The sequence below is a fragment of the Pantoea sp. ARC270 genome (assembly GCF_003236725.1).
GTDB lineage: Bacteria > Pseudomonadota > Gammaproteobacteria > Enterobacterales > Enterobacteriaceae > Pantoea > Pantoea anthophila.
In genome coordinates this window covers 37,844-54,291 of sequence record NZ_PUGA01000052.1, presented here as the reverse complement: position 1 = coordinate 54,291, position 16,448 = coordinate 37,844, and the positions used below count along the sequence as shown (strand labels likewise).

The window sequence follows — 16,448 nt, the reverse complement described above, 5'->3', positions numbered from 1 at the left end:
TTTTCTTGCGCGCCGCGCTGCCGCGTCCGAATCCCGCTATTCCCCTGCCGAACTTAAACCGTTGCACAACTCAGTAACAGATTAAGAGCGCGATGATGGACGAAACGCATCGCAATCAGCAGGATAGAGTGCTGTGAAATTAGCTATTTGTGCTGATTAACTGGGCGAGCGCGCTGGTGCTGACTGTTTTATTGCCGCTGTTATCAGAAGGCTGACCGGGTAGCGTCAGCCACTGTTAGCCGGGCTGTCTGCTGAGGAATCTATACCGGAATGGAAGAACTGAACCACTCACTGTTTACTGCCATTAATGCCACACCAGCGTCACCTGCCTGGTTACTGCAACTGGCGACCTTTATTGCCAAAGATCTGATTGCCATCGTGCCGCTGCTCATCGTGGTGATGTGGCTGTGGGGGCCACGCGATCAGCTCTCTTCGCAGCGGGCACTGGTGCTGAAAACCGGCATGGCGCTGATCTATGCACTGACGATCTCCTGGTGTGTGGGCCAGCTGCTGCCCCATCCGCGTCCGTTCGCCATTGGTTTCGGTTATCAGTTCCTGCATCATGCGGCGGATGACTCCTACCCCAGCGATCACGGCACCACGATTTTCACTTTTGCCCTGGCCTTTATTTTCTGGCATCGCCTCTGGTCGGGGGTGGTTCTGATGGGTGTGGGTTGCGCTATCGCCTGGTCACGGGTCTATCTTGGCGTTCACTGGCCGCTGGATATGCTGGGTGGATTCCTTGTCGGGCTGCTGAGCTGTCTGGCTTCGCATCTGGCATGGCAGTTCTATGGCGAGCGGATGCTGGCTGTTATCCATCCCCTCTATCGGGCGCTGTTTGCGGTGCCGATTCGCAAAGGCTGGACGCAGGACTAAGCTCCCTGTTTATTCAGCTCAGAAACGTCAGACAGCGTAATTTTTGCAGCGATAAACAAACCTGAGGCACAGGGAGCAGGGTCAGAATAGGAAAGCGTCCCGCGCCAGGGATGGCGCGGGCCGAGCAGTCAGGGATGACGGTTTTGCGTCTTTCCGATCTGACCCTGCTTCCTGTGCAGGCACGATCTTACCGCCAGAGGAATTTCTGTTATCAGGGACGCGTCAGCGTCCCGGATAACTTATGAAAACCATTTCCCAAACCAGCCGTTAAATTTCATCATCACGAAGTCAATCATCCGGCTGAAGAATCCGCCTTCCTGCACATCCTGCATCACCACCAGCGGGCGCTGTTCAATGGTTTTGCCGTCCAGCTGAAAATCGATCGTGCCCACCACCTGATTCTTCTTCAGCGGTGCTTCCAGCTGAGGTGTGGTCAGTTTAAAACTCGCCTTCAGGTTCTTCATCTGCCCTTTAGGGATGGTCAGCGCCGCATCTTTGGCGACGCCAAGATTGACCTGGCTGCGATCGCCGAACCAGACCCGCTGCTGAGCAAAAGGTGCATCGGCTTTAATGGGGGTTACCGTTTCAAAGAAGCGGAAGCCCCACGTCAGCAGCTTTTCACTTTCGCGGAAGCGGATCGCATCGCTGGTGGTGCCCAGCACCACGGAGATCAGGCGCATGTCACCTTCGGTCGCAGAGGCAACCAGATTGTTGCCCGCCCCGGAGGTGTGGCCGGTTTTAACGCCATCGACCTTGAGATTGGTGCTCCACAACAGACGGTTACGGTTGATCTGGCGGATATTATTGAAGGTGAACTCTTTCTCTTTGTTCAGCGCATACTCATCGGGGACATCGCGGATCAGCGCCTGCGCAATCAGGGCCATATCCCGTGCGGTGCTGTACTGCCCTTCTGCATCCAGGCCGTGAACCGTCATAAAGTGGGTGTTCTGCAGGCCCAGCGCTTTCACGTAGTTATTCATCAGGCCGATAAACGAATCCTGACTGCCCGCCACGTAATCCGCCAGCGCAATACAGGCATCGTTGCCGGACTGAATCACAATGCCTTTGTTCAGCTCATGCACCGGGATGCGGTCACCCGGCTTGAGAAACATCAGGGATGAACCGCGCAGCTTAGGATTGCCGGTCGCCCAGGCATCCTGTCCTACGGTAACCATATCATCCGGTTTAATTTTGCCCGCTTTAATCGCCTGACCCACCACGTAGCTGGTCATCATTTTGGTCAGACTGGCGGGATCGAGACGCTGATCGGCGCTGGATTCAGTTAAGACTTTACCGCTGGCGTAATCCATCAGGATCCACGCTTTTGCGTCAATGCCTGGCGCGGCGGGAGCCTGTTCAGCATAGGCGCTGATCGGGGCGATAATCAGTAATGAGGTAGCAGCGAGAAGCCGCAGGCGTGATGGGAAGCGAGTGTTTGTCATGGGCGTGGCCGGATTGTCCTTGTTAACGCGAAATTCCAGGGGCAGAAAATTCTCACTCAAACGCTAACCGTTGACGGCAGCGAAAAAAACCGCCGAATCGTAAAGTTTTTTAGAGTTTAGTCGATTTACCCTGGCACAACGGCCGCGCGCGTGCCCTTTCGCCTCGCTTCTGTCATTCCCAAAACTGCGTGAAATTCCGATTTTTCGCAGAAGAGTTAAGTCGGTCACAATTATCCGCTAACCTGAAAGCCAGTCAGCCGAGGAGACCGACCATGGACTTAGCCCTTTTTGATCTGGATGAAACACTTATTTGTGAAGACAGCACCAGCCTGTGGCTGCGCTGGCTGGTATCACAGGGGTTCGCCCCCAGCGAACTGATCGATCAGGAACAGGCACTGATGGCCCAGTACTATGCCGGCACGCTATCAATTGAAGAGTATATGAATAAAACCCTCTCACCGCTGTCGGGTATGGCTACCCTCACGGTGGAAGGCTGGGTGCGCCGCTTTATTCATCGCGACATCATGCCCCGCGTTTTTCCCGCAGCGCGGGAACGCATCGAGTGGCACCGGGCGCGCGGCGACCGCGTCATGATTATCTCTGCCAGCGGTGAGCATCTGGTGGTGCCGATTGCTCAGCAACTGGGGGCCTGCGGTGCGCTGGCGATTGGCGTTGAAATCGTGGACCAGCGTTACAGCGGCAATACCTACGGCACCATGACCTATAAAGAGGGCAAAGTGACCCGGCTGGGTGACTGGAAAGCGCTGCAGGCGGAGGAGACGTTTGACCGCACCTGGGCCTACAGCGATTCGATGAATGACCTGCCCCTGCTGGAGCAGGCCGATCACGCCCATGTCATCAACCCGGACGAAAGACTGCATCAGGAAGCGGTCAGCCGGGGATGGCAGGTTTATCACTGGGCACGCTGAATCAGCCGCGGGACGCGCCAGCGTCCTGCGCTAATCCCACTTTCAGCAGTTTGCCATTGGCCTCATCGGTCAGCACATAGAGCCAGCCATCCGGCCCCTGCCGCACATCGCGAATCCGCGCATTCTGGTCACCCAGCAGACGCTGCTCTTCCACCACTTTTTCACCGTTCACACTCAGCCGAATCAGGTTCTTCTCTTTCAGCGCGCCGATAAACAGCGAATTCTTCCACTGCGGAAAACGAGCGCTGTTGTAAAACGCCATGCCGCTGATGGCCGGAGAGACTTTCCAGTGCCAGATCGGCTGCTCGGTGCCTGCAACATGGGTACCCTTTGACTCCGGCACTTTATCGCCGCTGTAGTCAATGCCGTACGTCGCCAGCGGCCAGCCATAGTTTTTGCCACGGCTCATGATATTCACTTCATCGCCGCCGCGCGGGCCATGCTCATTTTCCCATATCATGCCGGTCCAGGGATTCAGCGCCAGCCCCTGCGGATTACGCAGGCCAAGCGCCCAGATCTCTGGCCGCGCGCCGGGCTGTTTCACAAACGGGTTATCATCCGGCACACTGCCGTCAGCATTCAGCCGCAGCAGTTTGCCCTGCAGTTTATCGAGGTCCTGCGCGGCGCTGCTGACAAAATTATCGCCGAAGGCGATCCAGAGATAGCCCTGAGTATCAAACGCCAGCCGGGTGCCGATGTTATTACCGCTGGAGAGCATCGGCGTCTGCCGGATCACCTCGCGGAAATCGCTGAGCTGGCGATTATCCCTGCTCAGTGTCCCGACACCTACCACCGCCCCCGCTTTGCCCTTGCTGTCAGCCTCGGTGTAACTGAGCCAGACACGACGGCTGCTGGCGAAGTCGGGAGCCAGCACCACATCCAGCAGGCCGCTCTGCCGCTGTGCCCAGACCTCTGGCACGCCCTGAATCGGCTGCGACAGGCCGCTCTCCGGGTTCCAGCTGCGCAGCTGCCCGCTCCGTTCGGTTATCAGCAGCGTTTTGTTGTCGGGCAGAAAGGCAACCGACCATGGATGTTGTAACTTATCCTGTAACACCTCAACCTGCAGGTTAGCGGCAAACAGCGGCGGGACTGAGAGCAGCGAACCGGTCAGCAGCAGAACGGTTGAAAAACGGGACATAGAGTTCTCCTCATGGGATAGCGTGCCTTAAGCGTAGTCAGCCCGCGCGCAGTGAACCTGAGGATTTACAAAAGATTAAACAGGAAAACCCGCCGCAGGACGCAGCGGGTGAGAGGCATTACTCGAAGCAGGTGTCCGGATTCTCAGACAGGGTGATGAACTGCTTGCCACCCTGGGTCAGCGCCATAATGGTGCCGCTTTCGATATCGTAAACCCAGCCATGCAGACGCAGTTTGCCGTTACGCAGCGCGACGGAAACCGAAGGGTGGGTTTTCATGTTGTTCAGCTGCGCGATCACGTTCTCTTTAACCATCTCATTCAGCTTCTTCTCCGGTGAGTCATACTCACGCTGCTCGACCACCGCTTTTGCCGCATCGGCATAGCGCAGCCAGTGCTCTACTGCGGGCATGGTGTCCATGCAGGCGCAGGAAGCAATGGCGTTCATGGCACCACAGTTGGAGTGACCGCAGATGATGATGTCGGAAACGCCCAGCGCGACCACGGCATATTCGATTGTCGCGGACACACCGCCAGGCTCCGGGCCAAATGAGGGAACGATGTTGCCCGCGTTGCGGATAACGAATAGCTCTCCTGGCTCCTGCTGCGTCACCAGCTCAGGCACCAGACGGCTGTCTGAACAGGAGATGAACAGGGCTTTCGGATTTTGATTTGACGCCAGGCTTTTGAAAAGATCCTTCCTTTCAGGAAACACATTCTGCTGGAAATTCAGAAATCCTTTGATGATCTCTTTCATTATTTAGCTCTCACATTATCCATTTCATTACCTGAGGGGCATAGCCCCCTCAGTGGGGTTAGCGGGTTTATTATTAATGAAAACAAGTGAATATCAACCCGCGTTTTTCATTCACTGTTCAGCCGGGGTTACGGACAGCGCTTCGCTTATCCGCCAGATAGCGGTCAAGGCGGCGATTTCTTTTTATAGCACGGTGAGTTACCACGACGCGCCCGTTTTTCTCTGAGCCTGATGCGGGTCTGCAAAGCGAACAGGCTTTTACGCGTTTTTTCACTACTTTACGTCGTGCGCCAGGCTGAAATCGTTTTCAGTCATTCACGCTCAGCGGACGCATCGCATCCGGCGGATTGCTGCGCCGTGCGCGTCATCCGCCGGGTGCAGTCAGCCAGCAGGGTTTTGACGGGAAGAAGCAGGAAAGATGAAGTAGCGCGGAAATAGGAGGCACTGCGGCGTGAAATGAATTTCGCCTCCCCGGCGCTGCAGACGCGCCGGACAGAAAAACGGTCATGCTGGTTCAGCGCTCAGCCATAAAGTTGCTGATGCGCCTTTTTCCGTTGCAGATAGTCCTCATCGGCCCGGAGACGGTCCCAGTAAGCTTTGAAAATGGCCGCCGCCGCGGCTTTTTCTTCGTTGACGCCACGCGGCAGCTCCTTGCCTTCCGCGTCATATTTTCGTCCGCCCTTGTGATTGCTGTAGCGGCGGGCACGGGTATAGCCCATCTGGATAAACTTGCGCGCCATATCCATGCCGACAAAATCATCCTGACGCCGGTAATCTTCAAACAGCGCCATGATCTTTTCTGCCGACTCTTCAGCAATGGGAACGGTGCGAAATCGCCAGTGAGGCAGTATTTCGCTCTTATAAGGCTCGACCATCAGCACACCCTGCTCCCCGCGGCCGACCTGATATCGCTCAGGGTGCTTACGGAAGTCGATAGTGCTGAAGTCCTGATCATAATCGAAAGGTTTCATGTCTTTAGTTTAGGATCAAGTGCGTCGCGCAGCCCGTCTCCGAGTAAATTAAATGCCAGAACAGTGAAGAAGATCGCCAGACTGGGGAAAATCGCCACGTGCGGCGCGATAACCATGTCGGCGCGCGCCTCGTTCAGCATGGCGCCCCACTCCGGCGTGGGCGGTTGTGCCCCTAAACCCAGAAAGGAGAGACTGGCAGCGGTGATGATGGAGGTGCCGACGCGCATGGTAAAATAGACCACAATCGGTGAGACCGTCCCCGGCAGGATATGTCGCATCAGAATGGTCCAGTCAGAGGCGCCGATGCTGCGCGCTGACTCAATAAAGGTCTGATGCTTGAGTACCAGCGTATTGCCGCGCACCAGGCGGGCAAAAGCCGGGATGCTGAAGATGGCTACCGCCACAATCACATTGCTCATGCCGCTGCCCATAATGGCGACGACCGCTATCGCCAGCAGAATGCCGGGAAAGGCAAACAGCACATCACAGATGCGCATGATGATGCGGTCCCACCACCCTTCATAATATCCCGCCAGCAGGCCAGAGAGGGTGCCAATCAGCGCGCCGATCAACACAGAGAAGAAGCCGGCAATCAGGGAAATACGCGTGCCGACCAGTACCCGGCTGAAGATGTCGCGCCCCAGCGAGTCCACACCAAACAGGTGCATCAGTGACGGCCCCTCATTGAGCCGGTCATAATCGAAATAGTTCTCCGCATCGAACGGCGCAACCCACGGTGCGATAAATGCCAGTACAATCAGCATCAGCACAAACAGGCCCGCCAGCAGCGCCACCGGCTGCCGTCTGAAACGCCGCCAGAACTCACGCCACGGCGTCCGCACCCGATTCTCCGCGAGCAGCGGCATGCTTTTCAGTGCCGCTTCGCGTCGCCAGTTTTTCATCGCGACTCCTTAAAGCGAATAGCGGGATTGATAACCGCATAGAGCATGTCGGTAAACAGATTGATCAGAATAAACTCCAGTGAAAACAGCAGGACCTCTGCCTGAATCACCGGGTAGTCGCGCATCGTCACAGAATCGACCAGCAGACGTCCCAGGCCAGGCCAGTTGAAAACCACTTCAACCACAATCGAGCCGCCCAGCAGAAAACCGAACTGCAGGCCCATCATGGTCACGACCGGGATCATGGCATTGCGCAGGCCATGTTTGACCACCACCAGCGACTCGCGTACCCCTTTGGCCCGCGCCGTCCGCATGTAGTCTTCCTGCATGACCTCGACAAAGGAGGCGCGGGTAAAACGGGCCATCACCGCCGCGACCGCGGCACCTAAGGTGATCGAAGGCAGGATGTAGTGTTTCCAGCTCTCTGCACCTACCGTCGGCAGCCATCCCAGCTCAACCGAGAAGACCTGCATCAGCAGCATGCCGAGTGCAAAGGCGGGGAACGAAATGCCCGACACCGCCAGCGTCATCCCCAGCCGATCGGGCCAGCGGTTGCGCCAGACGGCAGAGACAAGGCCAATCGCCATGCCAAAAATCACCGCCCAGACCATGCTGACCAGCGTCAGCCAGAGGGTCGGCATAAAACGCGTGGCGATCTCTTCAGCGACCGGCCGTTTCGACACCATCGACTGGCCAAAATCGCCCTGCAGCGCATTCAGTAAAAAGTGCCAGAACTGCTGCGGCAGCGGCAGATCCAGCCCCAGCTCCTGGCGCACCAGCGCCACCACGGAGGCATCCGCTTCCGGCCCGGCGATCAGGCGTGCGGGATCGCCCGGCAGCAGGTGCACAAACAGGAACACCAGCACCGCCACAATCAGCAGCGTCGGGATCAGCCCGAAAAGTCGTTTAATGAAATAGTTAAACATGCAACATCCTGCAGCTGCGGCCAGCCCGCGGGCTGGCCGGCTCCGTTACTTCAGAGTCGCCTCATCAAAATTGAATGAGGTATCGGGCATCACATAAAAACCGCTGAGGTTTTTGCTGTTAGCAGAGACCAGCTGCTCAACCACCAGCGGGATCCACGGGTGATCCTGCCAGATGGTATCCTGCGCATTTTTGTAAAGGCGCGCTTTCTCAGTACGGTCGGTGGTTTTCAGCGCATCGGCCAGATCTTTATCGACCTTTGGATTGCTGTAAAACGCGGTGTTGAAGATGGCCGGTGGCCAGGCTGCGGTGGCGAACAGCGGCGTCAGCGCCCAGTCTGCTTCGGCGGTTGAGGCGGACCAGCCGGTATAGAACATCCGCACGCCGCTCTCTTTCTGCCCTTTGCCCTCCACTTCCGCCGCACGCTGACCGGCATCCATCGCCGTGACCTTAACCTTCACGCCCACCTGTGCCAGCTGCTGCTGGGTGAACTGCAGCACCTTCTGCGCAGTACTGTGGTTGTGCGACGACCAGAGCGTGGTCTCAAAACCGTTCGGATAGCCCGCCTCTTTCAGCAGCGCTCTGGCTTTAGCCGGGTCGTAGCTTATCGCCGGATAGCTCTGTGCAAAGTCGATGGAGGGCGGCACAACGCCGGTCGCTGGCGTCGCATATCCGGAGAACGCCACTTTCGCCAGCGCCTGACGATTGATGGCGTATTCCAGCGCCTCGCGCACTTTCGGGTTATCGAACGGCTTCTGAGTCACGTTGAGGCTGATGTAACGCTGCATGATGGATGGCGTGGTCACCACATCCAGCTTGCTGTTCTGCTCCAGCCGCTTCGCCTGCTCATAAGGCACCGGGAAAGCGAAGTTCGCCTCACCGGTCTGGAGCATCGCCGCACGGGTGTTGTTATCCACCACCGGACGCCAGGTGATGCTGTCCAGCTTCGGATAGCCCGGCTTCCAGTAGCCATCCCACTTCTTCACCTTCACAAAGTCAGTCTGATTCCAGGTTTCAAACAGAAACGGACCGGTCCCGACCGGATGGAAACCGATCTCTTTGCCATATTTTTTCAGCGCAGTGGGCGAAATCATTGCCGCCGCCGGGTGCGCCAGGATGTTGATAAAGGCGGAGAACGGCTCCTTCAGCGTCACTTTAACCGTGGTCGGATCCACCACTTCGGTACTGGCGATATGTTTAAACAGGTTGTAGCGCTTGAGGTGATTATCGGGATTGCTGGCGCGATCGAGGTTGACCTTCACGGCTTCGGCATTGAAGTCCGTGCCGTCCTGGAATTTGATGCCGGAACGCAGCTTAATGGTGTAGGTCAGTCCGTCCGGGCTGGCCTGATAGCTTTCCGCCAGCACGTTGGTCAGCTTCATCGCTTTATCAAAGCCGAACAGGCCCTGATAGAAAGATTTGGCGACCGCCTGCGACAGCGTGTCGTTGGCATCATAGGGGTCGAGCGTCGTGAAATTGGACGCGACGGCAATCACCGCATCCTGTGCTGCCCAGGCGGGCAGTGCCATTGCGCTGCTTAACACGCCAGCCGCCAGTAACCCTTTACGCATCGTCATCTGCATCTTGTTCTCCTGTAATCCCTGTCGGGTTGGTCGCCGGGGCGACATCGTCACTGTTCAGGTCGCACTGATAACGTGGCGCGCGACGAAATGGCCCGGAGCCACCTCCATCAGCGGCGCCACTTCAGGCTCATCCCCTAATGCATGGATCGGGCTGGGGATCTCATCGACCAGTAAGGCTCGTTCACGACGGCGGTGAGCCGGATCGGCTACCGGCACCGCCGCCATAAGTTTGCGGGTATAGGGATGCTGCGGCTGCTCAAAGACCGCCTGACGCGGCCCTATCTCGACAATCTGACCGAGATACATCACCGCCACGCGGTGGCTGATCCGCTCGACCACCGCCATATCGTGAGAAATAAAGAGAAAGGCGATGCCAAACTCGCGCTGCAGGTCGAGCATCAGATTGATAATCTGCGCCTGAACTGACACATCCAGCGCAGAGACGGACTCGTCGGCGATCACCACTTTAGGGTTCAGCGCCAGCGCACGGGCGATGCAGATTCGCTGACGCTGTCCGCCGGAAAATTCATGCGGATAGCGCTGAGCATGCTCCGGCAGCAGACCCACTTTATCCAGCAGCCAGGCGACGCGCTGCTCCGCCTCGCGTCGCGGCATCACCTTATGTACCAGCAGCGGCTCCATAATTGAAAAACCCACCGTCAGGCGCGGATCGAGTGAGGCATAAGGGTCCTGAAAGATAAACTGAATGTCGCGTCGCAGATGGGCCAGCGCGGCACCGGAAAGCGTATCTATCCGCTGTCCGTCGAAGGTCAGCGTACCGCCCTGGCTCGCCACCAGCCTGAGCAGTGAACGTCCGGTGGTGGATTTACCGCAGCCTGATTCGCCCACCAGCGCCAGTGTCTCACCGGCATAGAGGTCAAAACTGACTTTTTCGACGGCGTGAACCCGGCTTTTAACCCGATTCAGCAGCCCGCCGCGAATATCGAAGCGGGTCACCAGATCGCGCACCTGTAAAATCGGGGGCTGCCGACGGCGTACCGTATCCTGCGGCACGTCGTCGGCCGCGTCGCTGTGCAGCAGGGGAAATTTCGCGGGCAACGGCTGGCCCTGCATGGCACCGAGCTTTGGCACGGCGGCCAGTAGCGCCTGGGTGTAAGGCTGTTCCGGTGCGCTGAACAGCCGGTCGACCGGGGCTTTTTCCACCACCTCGCCGCGGTACATCACCTGAACCCGGTCAGCCATTTCAGCCACTACGCCCATATCGTGAGTGATAAAAATCACCCCCATCTGCATCTCTTTCTGCAGCACGCGGATAAGCTGCAGAATCTGCGCCTGAATCGTCACATCGAGCGCCGTGGTTGGCTCATCGGCAATCAGCAGGGCGGGTTTACAGCAGAGAGCCATTGCAATCATCACCCGCTGGCGCATCCCGCCTGACAGCTGATGTGGAAACCGGGAGAGGACATTTTGCGCATCAGGGATCCGCACCAGGTCCAGCATCCGGCGCGCTTCCGCCAGCGCGGCGGCATGACTCTGTCCCTGATGCAGACGAATCGATTCGGCGATCTGCTCGCCGACGGAGAAGACGGGATTCAGCGAGGTCATCGGCTCCTGAAAGATCATCGCCATATCGGCGCCGCGCACCCGGCGCATCTGCTGCTTTGAGGCACGCATCAGATCCAGCACCTCCCCATTGCGACGGCGGAGCAGCGCTTCGCCACTGACCTGGCCTCCCGCCTGCTCAATGAGCCGCATCAGCGCCAGAGACGTGACCGATTTGCCTGAACCTGACTCGCCCACCAGCGCCAGCGTCTCGCCGCGAAACAGATCGAGTGACAAATGGCGCACCGCGCGGGTCAGAGTCGCCTCATGCTGAAATTCTACGCTGAGATCGCGCACCGCCAGCACCTGCTCAGGGGCCAGGGTCGGATGCGTTTGCCTGTCGCTCATCTCTGCTCCTTAACTTTCGCGGTAGATAGCGACTTCCGCTGGCTCGCCCACCCGGGCGACGCCGCGGTACATTCCCTCGCTGTTAAACGGCAGGGCCACATTGCCCGCACGATCGACAGCAATCAGGCCGCCGCTGCCGCCCAGCTCCAGCACGCTGTCATGAATGACATTGACGCTGGCCTGCTGCAGCGTACGACCGGCATAGCGCATCTGTGCCGCCACGTCATAAGCGGCCAGCGTGCGCATAAAGACTTCACCGGTGCCGGTACAGGAGACCGCCACGCTGTCGTTGCTGGCATAGCAGCCCGCACCCGGCAGCGGCGAGTCGCCTACCCGTCCGGCCTGTTTATTGGTCATGCCGCCCGTTGAGGTCGCCGCAGCCAGATTGCCCTCCAGGTCCAGCGCCACCGCGCCCACCGTGCCAAACTTGCGGTCAGGGTCGAGCGGGTCGTCGTGGTGAGCCGCGCCATCATGGTCCAGCACCGCCGAATCGCTATTCAGCGCGCGCTGCAACTGTTCCCACCGTTCCGGCGTCGAGAAGTAGTCGGGGCTCACCGGCGCCAGCCCGTTCGCCACCGCGAACTGTTCAGCACCTTCACCGATGAACAGCACATGCTCGCTTTTTTCCAGCACGGCACGCGCCGCCAGAACCGGATTGCGCACCCGCGTCACGCCGGCAACGGCGCCCGCCTCCAGCGTGCGCCCATCCATGATGCAGGCATCGAGTTCATGCGTGCCCTGATGGGTAAATACCGCGCCCTTACCGGCATTAAACAGCGGACACTCTTCAAGCAGCCGCACCGCCTCCGTTACCGCATCCAGTGCGCTGCCACCCTGCGCCAGGATCTGCTGGCCCTGAGTAACAATTTCGTGCAGCGCCTGACGATATGCCTGTTCTTTTTCAGCGCTCATCGCTGAGCGCGTAATGGCACCCGCGCCGCCGTGAATGGCAATCACTGCTTTAACCATAACGCTCTGCCCTGTTGCATCCGCATGAAAAACACTGATTTAAAATGGTTTTCATCCATTTTTGATGATTTTTGACTATAGAAAGCCTGCTAAGGGTTGTAAAGCGGAAACTGTTCCTGTGGTTATAACCTTTTCTTACCACCCTATATCATTTTGGCCCTTGTCGCGGGCAAGCCCGGGGTGACACCGATGTGACTCAGCGGCCAATTGCCACCATAATAGGCAGCATCTGAATTCACCAGGCTGGACCCTTATGGAAAGTTTTACTGCAGGTTTGATCTCCCTTGAGGAGGCGCAACAAAAAATGCTCGCGCAGCTGACGCCCATCGCCGACGCTGAGAACGTGTCGCTGGCCGCGGCGGCTGGCCGCATTACGGCAAAAGCGGTGACCTCCCCTATCGCCGTACCGCCCTTTGATAACTCCGCGATGGATGGTTACGCCGTCAGGCTGGCAGATATCAGCCGCGGTGAGCCGCTGCCGGTGGCCGGTAAAGCCTTCGCTGGCGCACCCTTCAGTGGTGAGTGGCCGCAGGGCAGCGTGATCCGCATCATGACCGGTGCGCCGGTTCCCGCAGGCTGCGACGCGGTGGTGATGCAGGAGCAGACGGAAACGCGGGAGGGGGCCGTTGTGATCACCGCACCGGTGCGTCCCGGCCAGAATATCCGCCTGACCGGCGACGATATTCAGCCCGGTCATGTCGTGCTGGAAGCGGGCACGCGGCTGGGCGCGGCGGAACTGCCGCTGCTGGCTTCGCTGGGGATCGCGCAGGTCAGCGTAGTGCGAAAAGTGCGGGTGGCGATCTTCTCCACCGGTGATGAACTGCAGCCGGTGGGGGAACCGCTGGCCGAAGGCGCAATTTACGATACTAACCGTTTCGCCGTGTCGCTGATGCTGAATAAGCTCGGCTGCGACGTCATCGACTTGGGGATTATCAAAGACGATCCGGCGGCCCTGCGGGCGGCTTTCGCAGAGGCGGATCGGCAGGCGGATGTGGTGATCAGCACCGGCGGTGTCTCGGTCGGGGAAGCGGACTTTACCAAAACGATGCTGGAAGAACTGGGGGCGATCAGCTTCTGGAAGCTGGCGATCAAACCCGGCAAACCCTTTGCTTTTGGCCGCCTCAGCCACAGCTGGTTCTGCGGTTTACCGGGTAATCCGGTCTCGGCGGCTGTCACCTTTTATCAGCTGGTTCAGCCGCTGCTGGCGAAACTTACCGGCCTGCAGAAATCGGCTCTGCCACCGCGTCAGAAAGTGCGCTGCGCCTCTGCGCTCAAAAAATCACCGGGCCGGCTCGACTTCCAGCGTGGCATCCTGCGCCAGAACGCGCAGGGTGAGCTGGAGGTGCAGACCACCGGCATGCAGGGTTCCCACGTCTTCAGCTCTTTTGCGCAGGCAAACTGCTTCATAGTGCTGGAGCGGGAGCGCGGCAATGTGGAGCCTGGCGAATGGGTTGAGGTGGAACCCTTCAACGCCCTGCTGGAGGCGTAAATGCTGCCTGAATTAAGCGATGAGGAGATGCTGCGCTACAACCGGCAGATCGTCCTGCGCGGTTTCGATTTTGACGGTCAGGAGCGACTTAAAGCCAGCCATGCGCTGATCGTCGGGCTGGGCGGACTTGGCTGTGCCGCCGCGCCCTGGCTGGCGTCAGCCGGGATCGGCAGCCTGACGCTGCTTGACTTCGACACCGTGTCGCACTCTAACCTGCAACGGCAGATACTGCATCATGACGCCGATATTGGCTGTGCCAAAGTCGAATCGGCGGCACAAAGCCTGGCGGCCATCAATCCTCACTGTCAGCTGCATCCGGTCAACGGCCAGCTGGATGATACGGCACTGCTGGCGCTGATAGCCCGCCAGCAGGTGGTGCTGGACTGTACCGACAATGTTGCGGTGCGGGAGCAGCTCAACCGGCTCTGTCGCCAGCAGGGCGTCCCGCTGGTCTCCGGGGCGGCAATTCGTATGGAGGGCCAGATCAGCGTATTCAACTGGCAGCCCGGCACGCCCTGCTATCGCTGTATCAGCCGCCTGTTTGGTGAACAGACCCTGAGTTGTGTCGAAGCAGGCGTCATGGCCCCGCTGGTTGGGGTGATTGGTGCAATGCAGGCGATGGAAGCGATTAAGGTCCTGACGGCCTTTGGCACGCCGGCCACCAGCCGGTTGCTGATGTACGATGCCATGAGTGCAGAATTCCGCAGCATGAAAGTGGCGCAGGATGCGCACTGTGAAGTGTGTGGCGATGGGGCATAGGCTCCCTGAAGCTGGCTCTGGCCTCAGAGTGATTACGTCACGGCCCATTCCGGGCCAAAAAAAGGGGTGGCCTGCGCCACCCCCTTTTATCAGACGATTCCCTGACTGCGCAGGTAATCTTCATAGTTGCCGGTGAAGTCCACCACCTTGTCTGCTTTCAGCTCAATCACGCGGGTTGCCAGCGAGCTGACAAATTCACGGTCGTGCGACACAAACACCAGTGTGCCTTCATACATCTCCAGCGCCATATTGAGCGATTCAATCGACTCCATATCCAGGTGGTTAGTCGGCTCATCCATAATCAGGATGTTCGGTTTCTGCATCATCAGCTTGCCGAACAGCATGCGCCCTTTCTCACCACCGGAAAGCACCTTCGCCGGTTTCTTAATATCATCCTGTGAAAACAGCAGGCGACCCAGAATACCGCGAATCGTCTGCTCATCATCACCGGGCTGTTTCCACTGACTCATCCAGTCAAATACGGTCAGATCATTAGCAAAATCTTCGGCGTGATCCTGCGCGTAATAACCAATGCGCGCATTCTCTGACCATTTAACGCTGCCATTATCGGGCTCAAGTTGCCCTACCAGCGTCTTCAGCAGCGTCGATTTACCAATACCGTTGGCGCCAATGATCGCCAGCTTTTCGCCCACTTCCATCAGCAGATTTAAATTCTTAAACAGCGGACCGTTATCAAACCCTTTGGTTAATCCTTCCACTTCCAGGGCATTTCGGAACAACTTCTTATCCTGCTCAAAACGGATAAACGGGTTCTGACGACTGGACGCTTTCACTTCTTCCAGTTTAATTTTATCCATCTGTTTTGCGCGCGATGTCGCCTGACGCGATTTAGAGGCGTTGGCGCTGAAACGGCTGACGAACGACTGCAGGTCAGCAATCTGCGCTTTTTTCTTGGCGTTGTCAGATAACAGACGTTCACGCGCCTGGGTTGCGGCGGTCATATATTCGTCATAATTACCGGAATAGACACGCAGCTCACCATAATCCAAATCCGCCATGTGGGTGCAGACCATATTAAGGAAGTGACGGTCATGCGAAATGATAATCATAGTGCTGTCACGTTCATTCAGCACCTGCTCCAGCCAGCGAATGGTATCGATGTCCAGGTTGTTGGTCGGTTCATCGAGTAACAGAATATCAGGATTGGAAAACAGCGCCTGCGCCAGCAGCACGCGTAATTTAAAGCCCGGCGCAATTTCGCTCATCGGGCCATAATGCTGTTCAACCGGAATACCGACACCGAGTAATAACTCACCGGCACGGGATTCGGCGCTATAGCCATCCATCTCACCGTAAAGCGCCTCAAGGTCACCGACCTTATACCCCTCTTCTTCGCTCATTTCTGGCAAAGAATAAATACGGTCGCGCTCCTGCTTAACTTCCCATAATTCATGGTGCCCCATGATCACGGTGTCCAGCACGCTGAATTGTTCAAAGGCGAACTGATCCTGACGCAGCTTACCGATACGCTCGTTGGGATCGTAAGAGACGTTGCCGGCTGAAGGCACCAGATCGCCACCCAAAATCTTCATGAAGGTGGATTTTCCGCTGCCGTTCGCACCGATTAAACCGTAACGATTACCGCCGCCAAATTTAACGGAGATATTCTCGAACAGTGGCTTGCTGCCAAACTGCATGGTGATATTGCTGCTAACTAACACGGCATTGACCTTTGTGAAGAGAGTGGATGAAAAAACGGCGGCTATTATGCCAGATGTGACGCAGCGCACGCCAGCGTCGGGGATGGATTGCCGGCCGGGTGATTGATATCCCGACAGAA

At 57.7% G+C, this 16,448-nt stretch carries 14 protein-coding genes; 4 read left to right on the top strand and 10 right to left on the bottom strand.

The genetic code is table 11. The features are described 5' to 3' along the window. Positions 1-270: 270 nt before the first annotated feature. Positions 271-876: an undecaprenyl-diphosphate phosphatase gene (ybjG, locus tag CKF42_RS19560; protein ID WP_046101501.1), complete on the top strand. Its 606-nt coding sequence runs from the start codon at positions 271-273 to the stop codon at positions 874-876. 239 nt (positions 877-1,115) lie between these two features. On the opposite strand, the gene CKF42_RS19555 is transcribed toward ybjG, so the two are convergent. After that, a complete protein-coding gene (locus CKF42_RS19555; protein ID WP_072052704.1) occupies positions 1,116-2,318 on the bottom strand; it encodes a serine hydrolase in 1,203 nt (400 codons plus the stop codon). A 272-nt stretch (positions 2,319-2,590) separates the two neighbouring features. Between CKF42_RS19555 and CKF42_RS19550 the strand changes: the two genes are divergently transcribed. Next, positions 2,591-3,247: an HAD family phosphatase gene (locus CKF42_RS19550; RefSeq protein ID WP_009091195.1), complete on the top strand. Its 657-nt coding sequence runs from the start codon at positions 2,591-2,593 to the stop codon at positions 3,245-3,247. A gap of 1 nt (position 3,248) precedes the next feature. Here CKF42_RS19550 and CKF42_RS19545 read toward each other — a convergent pair whose 3' ends face one another. From CKF42_RS19545 to CKF42_RS19510, 8 genes are all read right to left on the bottom strand, one after another. Next, complete coding sequence (locus CKF42_RS19545; RefSeq protein WP_111208983.1) at positions 3,249-4,385, bottom strand: PQQ-dependent sugar dehydrogenase; 1,137 nt, start codon at positions 4,383-4,385, stop codon at positions 3,249-3,251. 118 nt (positions 4,386-4,503) lie between these two features. Then, on the bottom strand, positions 4,504-5,139 hold the full coding sequence (locus CKF42_RS19540) for a carbonic anhydrase (RefSeq protein ID WP_009091197.1): 636 nt from the start codon (positions 5,137-5,139) through the stop codon (positions 4,504-4,506). Between the two features lie 521 nt (positions 5,140-5,660). Continuing rightward, positions 5,661-6,110 carry a DUF4385 domain-containing protein gene (locus tag CKF42_RS19535; protein WP_009091198.1) on the bottom strand — a complete coding sequence of 150 codons (450 nt, stop codon included), beginning with the start codon at positions 6,108-6,110 and terminating at the stop codon, positions 5,661-5,663. Next, the gene (gene gsiD / locus CKF42_RS19530) at positions 6,107-7,012 is read right to left on the bottom strand and encodes a glutathione ABC transporter permease GsiD (protein ID WP_009091199.1); all 906 of its coding nucleotides are present in this window, start codon (positions 7,010-7,012) and stop codon (positions 6,107-6,109) included. The genes CKF42_RS19535 and gsiD overlap by 4 nt, the downstream gene beginning before the upstream one ends. Continuing rightward, positions 7,009-7,938, bottom strand: coding sequence for a glutathione ABC transporter permease GsiC (gsiC, locus tag CKF42_RS19525; RefSeq protein ID WP_009091200.1), 930 nt, complete (start codon positions 7,936-7,938; stop codon positions 7,009-7,011). Before gsiC ends, gsiD begins: the two co-directional genes overlap by 4 nt. Positions 7,939-7,983: 45 nt before the next feature. Then, positions 7,984-9,519 (bottom strand): glutathione ABC transporter substrate-binding protein GsiB, encoded by a 1,536-nt coding sequence (gene gsiB / locus CKF42_RS19520; RefSeq protein ID WP_111208982.1) that lies wholly within the window; start codon positions 9,517-9,519, stop codon positions 7,984-7,986. Between the two features lie 54 nt (positions 9,520-9,573). Continuing rightward, a complete protein-coding gene (gene gsiA, locus CKF42_RS19515; protein WP_111208981.1) occupies positions 9,574-11,430 on the bottom strand; it encodes a glutathione ABC transporter ATP-binding protein GsiA in 1,857 nt (618 codons plus the stop codon). A 9-nt stretch (positions 11,431-11,439) separates the two neighbouring features. Continuing rightward, positions 11,440-12,399 (bottom strand): isoaspartyl peptidase/L-asparaginase family protein, encoded by a 960-nt coding sequence (locus CKF42_RS19510; protein WP_046101499.1) that lies wholly within the window; start codon positions 12,397-12,399, stop codon positions 11,440-11,442. A 253-nt stretch (positions 12,400-12,652) separates the two neighbouring features. Here CKF42_RS19510 and moeA point away from each other — a divergent pair, with 253 nt between their 5' ends. After that, a complete protein-coding gene (gene moeA / locus CKF42_RS19505; RefSeq protein ID WP_058957701.1) occupies positions 12,653-13,888 on the top strand; it encodes a molybdopterin molybdotransferase MoeA in 1,236 nt (411 codons plus the stop codon). Then, positions 13,889-14,647, top strand: a complete 759-nt coding sequence (moeB, locus tag CKF42_RS19500) for a molybdopterin-synthase adenylyltransferase MoeB (protein ID WP_111208980.1) — start codon at positions 13,889-13,891, stop codon at positions 14,645-14,647. 89 nt (positions 14,648-14,736) lie between these two features. Here moeB and CKF42_RS19495 read toward each other — a convergent pair whose 3' ends face one another. Further along, positions 14,737-16,329, bottom strand: coding sequence for an ABC-F family ATPase (locus CKF42_RS19495; protein ID WP_009091206.1), 1,593 nt, complete (start codon positions 16,327-16,329; stop codon positions 14,737-14,739). Positions 16,330-16,448 lie beyond the last annotated feature (119 nt).